Source organism: Pedobacter kyonggii, assembly GCF_004310665.1.
Classification (GTDB): Bacteria; Bacteroidota; Bacteroidia; order Sphingobacteriales; family Sphingobacteriaceae; genus Pedobacter; species Pedobacter kyonggii.
The window spans coordinates 1-11,104 of sequence record NZ_SIXF01000054.1 but is presented as its reverse complement, the minus strand read 5'-3'; the positions used below and the strand labels follow the sequence as shown (position 1 = coordinate 11,104).

The window sequence follows — 11,104 nt, the reverse complement described above, 5'->3', positions numbered from 1 at the left end:
CAGGGCAGACAGCTGAAATTAAGAATTTACTCAATAGATCATAGCTACCCATAGCATCAGGATCACTAAAAGAAATACTTAGCGCTAATATGTTACCTGAAATATAGCCAGGAGGGGATGTCTATTTCATTTTTATGCCTAAAATAAAATTTCGACCCCAAATCTGTTCAGAAATGCCAATCAAAAATGAACTTCCGCCTATAAATATAATTATCGCGGAATAAAATCAGGTGATATTCATTTTTAGAACTTAGTAATATTCAGATTACGACAGACATGCGGATTTTAGGAGCTATCGGGTTGGGAATGACGCTAGAGTATGTAAATCTCCTTCCAACTCCTTTTTACACTAAAAACTAGCCGCTCAGAATGCAAACTTTTTAAAAAAAAAATTACAGAAAGATATCCGAAGTTTTATCAAGCGACTGGGCGTACTAAACTTTGGAAGTCTACTTACAGTTGTTCGTAAATTTCTGCTTCAATAATACTTAAACCACCTTTTAATTTGGTTTCTGCATGGTCAATACCATCATCAAGTTTTTTACCATTTACCTCTACGCCAATATATGAGTTTTCTTTTTCTTTTCCAGAGCCTACTAACTGTATGGTAACTGTTTTTCCTTTTGTTGGGTTGCAATTTGCTGTAAAATAACCCAGACTGGGTTTGCTATTGCCTTCGAAAACCACTTTTCCATCAACCAAGACCCTTAATGGATAAACTTTGGTTCTAAAACCATTCAATTTTAAGGAGATTGCTGATACTGTGCTTTCTTTTGCTAAAGTATATTTGATCCATGCGGTAGCGATCTTTCCATCGTTTACCCAATCGCTCAATTCGTTATCATCGAAGCTTAAATTGGCTTTATCGCTATTGGCGCCAGCCTCAGCAGCAACAATTTTGATCGATTTCCGCGAAACAGTGTATGATGGATCAAGCGGTGTTGCCCCTTTGCTTAAGTTTGGTTTTAAGCCATCGCTTGGCAATTGGCCAGATAATCCATTCGCAGTTTTAACTGCTAAAGTTTCAAAAGAAAGGCTGGCAGATTGTAAACCTTTGGCTTTTGCTGTTAAATTAATTTTTCCAGCAGTGGTTGTCGATCTGATGAGCACTCTGTTTACCCCGTTTTCTACTGGCAGGTTTTTAGCTAAAATGTAATTATCTGGTCCCTGGGCTAAACCTCCACGCCATTCAGCTGGGCCATCTAAACTAAATTTGATCATATCTGAAGCCGTAGGACAGCGGTTTCCGTTCTCATCTGTTACTTCAATCTGCACCAGCACCACATCGGCACCATCGGCTTTAAAACCACTCGGATTTTTTATTGGGCTGAGCTTCAAAGCAACAGCTTTACCTGCTGTTTTTAATTTTGTTTCGGCCAGTTTTTTTCCTGTTGAAGAATAGGAAATGGCCTTGATTGTTCCAGCTTGATAATTAATGTTCTTAAAAGTGAATAGAAAGCCATTGCTTTTTTCACCAAAACCAAGTGATTTGTTGTTTAAAATCAGTTCTACCTTATCGCCGCTGGCTACTACATATACATTCTTCTTAACGCCTACTTTATAGTTCCAATGCCCGATTAAGTGGATGCCAGTTTTTTTAGCGTCAACCCAACCATCCCACATTACTTTGTGCGCAAAAAAGGCATCTTTTGGAATACGCATGGCATCCACTTCACCACTTCTACGGTAGTTTTCTTCGCCGCGGTGGTGGGTATTCGAATCAGAAAATATAATGTTAACACCACCAGAACTTACCCTGGTTCCTGTTCCCGGGCGTTCTTCGTAATATTCGTTCCAACGGGTTACATCTTCAATGGCAAAAGAATCCTGGTTGCGGTTGTAATCACTTGCATCGGCATCTTTGTATTTCGGACCTGCACCATTTACATGGAAGGGAGGGGAGAACTCATCCCAATACTTCCGTAGGGCTTCATCTCTCGAATACTCCATAGACCATACTGGTTTGGTTGCGCTTTTATTGATGTACAACATTTCGCCCCCATATTCAGCTTCAGGGATATTGAGCATTTCTCTCGAGCCGATTGCTCTGCCGCCATTTGGGTCGTAAAGATTTCTAATCTCTTTCATTTCCTGCATGTGCGCTGTACTGATCGATTCGTTTCCACATTCGTAAAAAATGATACTAGGGTTGTTGCGGTTGTAAATAATGGCATTTGTCATTACCGCTTTTCGTTGATCCCAACGGGTGCCGGTTACATCTTTTTCCGAATCTCCGGCAGGCATGGCCTGGATCAAGCCTACGCGATCGCACGATTCTATATCCTGTTTCCAGGGTGTAATGTGCATCCAGCGTACCAGATTGGCATTGCTTTCTACCATGAGTTGATTACTGTAATCGCTTAGCCAAGGTGGTACTGATAAGCCGATTGCCGGCCACTCGTTGCTGCTGCGCTGGGCATAACCTTTCATCATCAATACCCGATCGTTCAAATAAACCATCCCGTTTCTAAATGCTGTTTTTCTAAATCCGGTTTTGGTTTTCAGCTCATCGATAATCTGGCCTTCAGATTTTAATCTTGAAGTAACGGTGTACAAGTAGCCGTAGCCCCAGCTCCAAAAATTTAAATCTGTTACCAATGCTTCGGCTTTTAAGGTTAAAGTATCGCCCGCTTTGATATTGGTTTCTGCAGATTTAAAAGTTTTAACGATTTTTCCGTCAAGGTCTTTAAGTTCTACCTCATAAACCAATTTTTTATCCGTTGCACTTTCATTTTTAACTTGTGATTCGGAAACCACTAAGGCTGATTTACCTTTAATATTGAAATCTTTGGCATAACAGTAGTTGCCTGTGGTTTTTAAAGTAGAATAAAGTGGAAGTGTCTGGTATACGTTGCCTGTTACATGCAGACGTACGTTTTTCGATATCCCACCATAATTGGCATTAAAATTTTTATCATTCCATTGGTAGCCAGAGTTGGTGGCTTTTTCTCTGTAATTCCAGGCATTATCGATTCTAACCGCAATTACATTTTCTTTATTCTGATTAATTAAGCTGCTAATGTCAAATCCAAAGGCCATTACGCCATTTTCATGCCTTCCAATAAACTTTCCGTTCAGGTAAAATTCACCAGCTTGCCTAATGCCTTCAAATTCAAGGAATATTTTACTGCTTTGATCGGTTTCTGAAATGGTAAAATGTTTGCGGTACCAGGCAATGCCAGTTGATAAATCTTCTATCGACTTCTTAAAGGCTTCATCTTCGTTCCAGGCGTAGGGTAGGGTAATGGTTTTCCATGTTTTGTCATCAAAAGCGGCACTTTCTGCACCAGATAAATCACCTACAAAGAGTTTCCAGCCTGGATTAAAATTATAGGTTTTTCTTTGGGTAGCTGACTGTTGCGCCAAAGCGACAATAGACAGGAGTGCAGTCATTAAGAAAAGGTAAATATGCTTCATTATTTTTGGTTAGGGCTTAATTTAATAGCTAAGGATTTATCACGGTTGCAGCTGATTTCACCATTGTAGTATGCTAATTCTGCGAGTTGAATCACACTTCTTCGAGTCGTGTAGTTATCGATCCCTTTATTTCCAAGTGTTCGGCCAGGGTGGGTAAAGTAATAGATGTAGGCTTTATCTCCGTTCACTATAACATCAGCATGACCGCCCATAACACCATCATCTTTTCCTTTTCCGGGCTCCTGTAAAATATTTTTAGGCTGCCTTTTCCAGGTAAGGAGATCAGTTGAAGAGTATATGCCTAGACCGTTCCAGTTGTCGACCACCATCCAATAAATGTTTTTCCAATAAAAAACTTTAGGACCTTCACAGCCTTTATCGCCAATCAATTTTTTGCCGCTATCTTCCCAATGGTACAGATCTTTACTATCGGCATAGTAGATGGGTTTCCCAGCCATTTCATTGTTGTAATACATTCGCCAGCCTTTGTTATCAGGCAATTTAAACACACAGGCATCAATACAGCGGTCGGAAGCTAGGTTCAGTTTGGATTCGAATTTCCAGTTGATGAGGTTTTTACTGGTTAGGTGAACAATGTACCGTGGGTGGCGCCAATCTTTAAAAACGCCAGGCACATAGGTTAAATACATGTGGTAAAGCCCCTTATTTTCGATTACTTCAGGTGCCCAATGTGTATAATCGGTTAGCCGGTATTGAATATCGCAGGTATCACGATATTTCCATTTTACACCATCTTTCGATTCGGCAATGCCGATGCGCGTGCCATGTACCCAACTTACACCATCAAGGTTTTTAGCATTTGCCCTACGGTTGGTATAAAACATAAACCACTTCTTTTCCCCTTTATTCCAGATCAGCACCGGATCGGCAGCTCCATCATAAACAGGATCGCTGTACAATGGCTTGGGAACTAGCGTTACTTTATTGCTTTTTTGAGCAAAAGCACATATAGAAAACAGTATCAAAAAGGCAAGGAGGAGCTTCTTCATCTCAAATTGATCATTATTGAACCGTTTATATACCATTGGGATAAAAACGCCATTAATAAAAAGGAAATATTTGGTTAAATAGTTTAAACGAGATTAACGTTTAAAATTGAGAGTGCCATCCTGCTCCATCCTGTACAAATTGGCCTGAGCAAATTGTAAATGGCTTTAAAGGTGTTTCAAACGTTTGAAATAATGGTGCGGTGGTTGTAATGAGGAAGTAACAAATGCAATACGGACTATATAGAGGGGTAATAACAAGATTTTTTCGAAAAAGGTTGCATCATAAGTTAATTTCTCATCAGATTCTGTCATTGTTGAGCCTGTCGAACACCTGAAAAAGTATCTACCCAAGTCTTTAACTAAGCTGCCAATAAGAGATTTCAATAGAAAATTCGTCATTGCGAGGTACGAAGCAATCTTAAAGCGCAAGCTAGTAGCGATCGTTGTAAGATTGCTTCGTCGGCTGAAAAAGCCTTCTCGCAATGACGATTTCTCGCAGCTATTACTGCAAAAAAAAATCCTTGTCATCTAATTGATTTTTATACAATAAATTATCCCTCAGGATGACAAAACTATATTTATAGTGCAACCTTTTTTATAGCTTAAACTATTTACCAACCTGGATTCTGTATGGCCTGTTTTTGTGCAGGAGTTAAAGCTTCTCCACCAATTTTAAGTACATCTAAGAAATTTTGTGGAATTGGCCTCAAGTAATGTTTGTTTTCTGCAGGTTTAGCCTCAAGGTTAAATGCAGCTGTTCGTGCTACTAACGTTTTGGTACGGGCCAGGTCTTCCCATCTCATGAGTTCGCCCATTAATTCTCTCGAGCGTTCATCCAAAATAAAGGCTTTAAATTTATCTGCATTTGAACTTGCACCAACTTTGTCATAAAAATCTTTGTTGGAGTTGAAAATATCAGCTTCGCTATTTAAGTGCATTGCCGTTAGCGTGTTAGTGGTAGTTACAGGGATATTATTTGATTCGAAATAGGTGTTTTTATCTGAATAAGATACAAAACCTGAGCTGTTGACTGCCGGATTGGTTTTGTAAGAAACACCACCATCAACATAAGCAGAACGATCTTCACCCTCTTTATAAGCTGCACGATCGCGCACACTATTCAGGTATGGAATGGCCTGTGCATATTGGCCCAATCGTCCGTAAGCTTCGGCAGCAATTAGATAGGTTTCGGCAAGGCGCGCCAAAATTCCATCGCGCTGACCAAATTGCGAGGCAATTAAATTTCTGGAACCATCCATAAACTTCGAAAGCGCAGGGTATTGACTTACGCCATAATTACCATGTGCATTTAAATAGCTCTGAGCTTGGCCGGAAAAATACCTAACGTAAATGCTTGGTGCTCTCAATGTAATGTTTGTACTGGTGTAACGGGTATCGTTAGCATCATTGACAATATATAGAATTGATTCCTGACCGCCGGTAAATTTAACCTGGTTAACAAGTGCGGGGGTAGGAGCAGTTGCTGCCGTCCACTTGGGTGCACCAGCAGGGTTGTTACATAAATAGCGCGTTTTAAAACTTTTCCAGAATCTCGAGTCGTTAACACGATCAAAAACATCCATAGCATAGTCTGTTGATCTCATGCGCTGGAATTCACGGTCACCAGGAATATCGCGCTGCATGCCAGGAAGATTTTGATAAACAGATGGATAATATAAGTGAACCTGATTTCCATAACGGCCTTGTGTAGCCGTATTATTGGAGAATTGAGCAGCAAGAATAATTTCTTTATTGCTTTCGTTGGGGCCATCTACAGCTGTAAAGTTCCAAAGATCGCTAAAGTTCGTGGCTAAGGTGTGTTGACCGCTGCCAATTACTAAATCGGCATATTTAACTGCATTTTGAAGATCGGCAGTTTTGGTATCGCCATTCCAATCGTTATTCATTTCACTTGCGCGGAACAGATATGCTTTGGCCAAAAAATGTGCTGCTGCCCATTTTGTAAGTCTTCCGGTTTCTCCTGGCGTAGCAGGAAGCAGGTTATAAGCCTGAATAAAATCCTGGATTACCTGCTCGTATACCTCTTTTGCCGAATTTCTGGTAAACTCTTCTTTAATGATTTCTAACGATTCGAGCTGTAAAGGAACGCCACCAAATTGTTTAACCAATTTAAAATAATCGAAGGCACGCATAAAATAACCTTCACCTAAACGCGTATTCTTATTGGCACCAGTATAATAGACCGGTACATTTTTAATCACAATGTTTGCCGAATTAATATTAGTATACATGTTGTCGAAAACAGCCTGTACATCGCTATTAAATGAGTTTAAACTACCGTCGTAAGAATTCCACATCTGCTCTGTTCTATCACCGCCTACGGTAAATTCATCTACGCCATAATTGGTGCTGGTATAAGCCCAGGTATAATTAAAATGGAACTTTAAGCTTTGGTACATTCCAATAACCAAACCATCTAATCCTTCTGTTTTTTGAAAATCGGATGTATTGCGTGAGTTGATCACTTCTTCATCCAGGAAACTTTTTTTACAGGAAGTGGGAAGGATCATTAAGCTGCCCAACAAAGCCACACCTGATATTATATTTATAATCTTTTTCATAATCAATATTTTTTTCGTTCGGTTAAAAACTTGCGTTAATGCCAAATACAACACCTCTGTTAAAAGTAGAACCACCCAGATCCGGATCGATCCATTTAACGTTAGAATAAATTAAACCCGGATTAATTATCTGTGCATAAACCCTTAATCTTGATAGTGTTAGTTTTTTAGTGATGTTTTCGGCAAAATTGTAACCCAATGATATATTTCTGATTTTAATAAATGAGCCGTCCTGATAATTCATAGCACTTTTATATTGGTCGCCCGCTGCACTGGCATAATTCGGTGCCGGATAGTCGTTTGTTGGGTTGGTTGGCGTCCAATAATCTAATACGCGTTGTGCAAATCTACCTTGTAAAGCTTCAGCTCCAGTTTGGATCAGGAAGTTGTAACGTGCTACAATAAATACAGATAAATCGAAACCTTTGTAACCAAACGTATTGGTCAAACCGCCTGTCCAGCTCGGGTTGTAGTGGCCTAATATCTGACGATCATTGTTGGCATCTATTTTATAATCACCATTTAGGTCCCTGATTTTGATACTGCCCGCTCTAAAGTAACTGGCCAGTGGTAGATTGGCATTAAATTTTGCCATTTCAGCTATGTCTTCTGGTGTATTTTGCCAGATACCATCCTTTACAAAATCGTAAGCCACACCATTCCGCTGACCAATAAAGAAACGGTCAAGAACCATATTGCCGCCATTTAATGCAAGAATTTCATCTTTACTTACCGAGAAACTCAAAGTAGATTCCCAGCTAAAATCTTTTGTTTTTGCATTAACCGTATTTAAGGTTAAATCGAAACCTCTATTCTTGGTCGATCCGATGTTATCAAATGAGGTAGGGTAACCATTAATAATATTAATGTTCTTTTGCAGGATCAGGTCTGTGGTTTTGGATTTATAAAAATCTAATGATCCGCTAATTCTTCCTTTTAACAAATCGAAATCTAATCCAAGGTTATACTGAAGGGTTTTCTCCCAGCTTAACAATTTGTTTGGGAAGGAAATAGGGTTGGCCAAAGAAGCATCTGATGCCACATAGCCTATTTGTGCAGCGCTACCAAAAGTATAGGTAAGCGGTTGCAATATGCCTAAGGTGCTACCAATATCTACTGATGAGTTACCCGTACTACCCACGCCAAGCCTTAATTTCAACTGGTTTACCCATTTAATATTTTTCATGAAATCTTCTTGCTCTATACGCCATGCCAGTGCAGCAGATGGGAAAAAATCCCATTTGTTGCCTGCTGCCAATTGAGAGGCACCATCCCAACGGGTAGAAGCAGTTAATAGGTACTTATTATTGAAACTGTAGTTTATCCTGGCCATGTACGATGCCAAAGTGGATTTTCTTAGATCCGTATCAAAGCCATCTAAAGCCGTAATACTTGCGGCTCTTAATCCATACCAAAGGGGGGCAATTAAATTTATTTTACTTCCTGTTAATGAAGACGATTCATCTCTGAAAGAAGAGGAACTTTGTAGCAAGGTTACACCGAAATTATGCTTATCAATGGTTTTGTCGTAGTATAATAAGTGATCGAGTGTATAGGCAAATTTATTGCTCTGGTTTAACTGTGCATAATTGTTAACCGAACCTGGTATACCTGCATCGCGGTTCACCGATTTTGCATCCTGGTATCTGCCATTATAAAAATTAGAAAAATCAGGGCCGAAGTTAATGCGGTATTTCAATCCCTTTAAAATATTTACCTCAGCAAATGCAGATCCTAATGTTCTTAATGTCTTACGGAGATTGATATTATAATCGGCCTCGAGAACTGGGTTTTGGATATTGATATCTCCTCCTGGCAAGTTAATTCTATTGCCATTTGCATCATAAGGAACGGCCAAAGGAAGCATGCCCCTTGCTGCTGCATAAATATTACCAGCACCCGATGCACTGGCTGCCTGGAAACCATAGTTTTGTAAACCATAAGTGGCGGTTAGGTTAAGTCCCATTCTGAACCATTTAACTGGCGCAAGTTCAACACTTAATTTGCCGCTATATCTTTCAAAATCTTGCCCTAATTGCGTTCCTGTTTGGTTTAAATAACCGAACGATCCGTATGCCTTTATTTTATCGGTACCACCACTCACGCTCAATACATGATCTTGCGTGATCCCGGTCCTGGTTACTAAATCACCCCAATCTGTAGTAGGAACTAAGCTGCCATTATAAATACCATTTTGCCAGCCTGCTGCAATATTTGCTGTTACATAGCTATCGTTAGGGAAAATGCGGTTATCGTCTGTTTGTGTTGGTATAGTGGGATAGGTAGCATTGGGTTGCGCTGCTGGATTTAAATAACCTACCCTTCGGAAAGCATCACGCCTGAATTCGATATATTGTTCCGAATTCATCATTTCCATCCTGTCATTCAGTGTTTCAATAGTTGCAGTACCTACGTAATCCATCGTTAACCGCCCGGTTTTACCTTTTTTAGTGGTTATTAAAACAACACCGTTTGCACCACGCGAACCATAGATTGCTGTTGCTGATGCATCTTTTAGGATATCGATCGTTTCGATGTCGTTAGGGTTAATGGCTTCGATACCGCCAGCTTGCAATGGAATCCCGTCTACAACATATAATGGAGAATTACTTGCTTTTAACGACCTAACCCCTCTGATTAATATGCTTCCCAATTGGCCCGGTCGTTCGTTCGATGTAATATCTACACCTGCTGCTTTACCTTGAATGGCTTGTAGCGCATCGGTTACTGGTCTTGATCTGATTTCTTTAGCACCGAGACTTACTACCGCGCCTGTTAAATCGCTTTTTTTAACCGTATTGTAACCTACAACCACAACCTCATCTAAATCATTTGTCGAACTTTTTAGTTGAATGCTTATAGTCGTTTTTCCGTCTACAGGCACTTCTTGTGTGGCATATCCAATGTACGAAACCACCAAAACCGGGTTGCTCACCGTTGATGGAATAGTGATAGAAAAAGCACCATTGACATCGGTAGAAGCTACAATGGTAGTGCCCTTCACTTTAATGCTAACACCAACTAAAGTTTCACCCTTTTCGTCAACAATCTTTCCTTTCAAAGTAACGTCTCGTTTGCTCATCGAGATGTTTGTTGTTACTGATGAAAGTGCTGTTTTTCGATGGTTAGCATCTGCATTTGCGGTATTTGCGACACATAGAATGCAGAGTGCAGACATGCTGGTGATCAGGATTTTCTTGTAGGAAGAACCTCTTCGTCGCTTTAAGTTTTCTGGATAAAAATTAAGATCCATAGTTTTATTGGTTATGTAAATATTTGGTTATTTAGCCAAATAGCATATTAGATGGAGTGTGCTATCTGTTTTGAGTGCATATAATTAAGCAATTAATCCATTGTTTGTTGGATGAATTAGCTGTTATAGGATAAAAATGAGTTAGTTTTTAATGTTTTGACTTACAAAGTCTTTTCTTCGTTTTAAGGCTTTAAAATGGCAGTATAGAGGTGATTAAGTGCAAACGATTGCATTGTTTGATGTATGGTTTTTCTTGCTCATATAAGTATCGATTAAAAGAATTGATTATACTTGGTTATACGAGATTAGAACTTTTATTTCGGTAATCCATCCTGTTCCATCCTGTAAGGTATAGCCTCATGTAAAGCATTTTCTTCCTTGGCTAATAGGTTTTAGTATATTGTTCAATGGTTATTTGGCTACAACGTGGGGATTAACTCATACTGCTTTTGATTTCAGCTAGTTTTTATTTGACAAGCCATCACCTATTCGATATTATAACTTCTTAACGGTTTTATGTTAAAAAAAATGGTCCATGTAAACGAGGGCACTGAAAAAGTTACCTCCTTTAGTGGGTTAACTTTGAAAATCGATCAGGTGAAACATGTTTTCACTTGATCGATTTTTTATTTAAGGGTTTTTATTTTCTAGTCTGGAAGTTTGCTTCTGTGTGCTGATATGGGAATATGAAGTTTTGGGTCTTTATTTGACGCTATTTTGGCTTCTAGATAGCTAATTTGATGATTCTTTTCAGGTTTACAGTGAAAATAGCAAGTGCACCCTGCATTTCCATACCATCTATTCCATAGGCTATTGCCCGTCCATATCCGTGAACGTTTTTT

The 11,104-nt window shown here is 39.4% G+C and carries 4 protein-coding genes; all 4 read right to left on the bottom strand.

The window, feature by feature from the left end:
- Positions 1-453: 453 nt before the first annotated feature.
- Positions 454-3,417 (bottom strand): glycoside hydrolase family 2 protein, encoded by a 2,964-nt coding sequence (locus EYS08_RS25210; protein WP_244216044.1) that lies wholly within the window; start codon positions 3,415-3,417, stop codon positions 454-456.
- Complete coding sequence (locus EYS08_RS25205; RefSeq protein WP_131032657.1) at positions 3,417-4,427, bottom strand: family 43 glycosylhydrolase; 1,011 nt, start codon at positions 4,425-4,427, stop codon at positions 3,417-3,419. Before EYS08_RS25205 ends, EYS08_RS25210 begins: the two co-directional genes overlap by 1 nt.
- Before the next feature lie 611 nt (positions 4,428-5,038).
- Positions 5,039-7,009, bottom strand: coding sequence for a RagB/SusD family nutrient uptake outer membrane protein (locus EYS08_RS25200; protein ID WP_131032656.1), 1,971 nt, complete (start codon positions 7,007-7,009; stop codon positions 5,039-5,041).
- A 22-nt stretch (positions 7,010-7,031) separates the two neighbouring features.
- A complete protein-coding gene (locus tag EYS08_RS25195) occupies positions 7,032-10,262 on the bottom strand; it encodes a SusC/RagA family TonB-linked outer membrane protein (protein ID WP_208745951.1) in 3,231 nt (1,076 codons plus the stop codon).
- Between the last annotated feature and the right edge of the window lie 842 nt (positions 10,263-11,104).

Bases quoted from the DNA above. Each gene is read 5' to 3' on its own strand.
- EYS08_RS25210 (WP_244216044.1), bottom strand. From the start codon at position 3,417: ATGAAGCATATTTACCTTTTCTTAATGACTGCACTCCTGTCTATTGTC.
- EYS08_RS25205 (WP_131032657.1), bottom strand. From the start codon at position 4,427: ATGAAGAAGCTCCTCCTTGCCTTTTTGATACTGTTTTCTATATGTGCT.
- EYS08_RS25200 (WP_131032656.1), bottom strand. From the start codon at position 7,009: ATGAAAAAGATTATAAATATAATATCAGGTGTGGCTTTGTTGGGCAGC.
- EYS08_RS25195 (WP_208745951.1), bottom strand. From the start codon at position 10,262: ATGGATCTTAATTTTTATCCAGAAAACTTAAAGCGACGAAGAGGTTCT.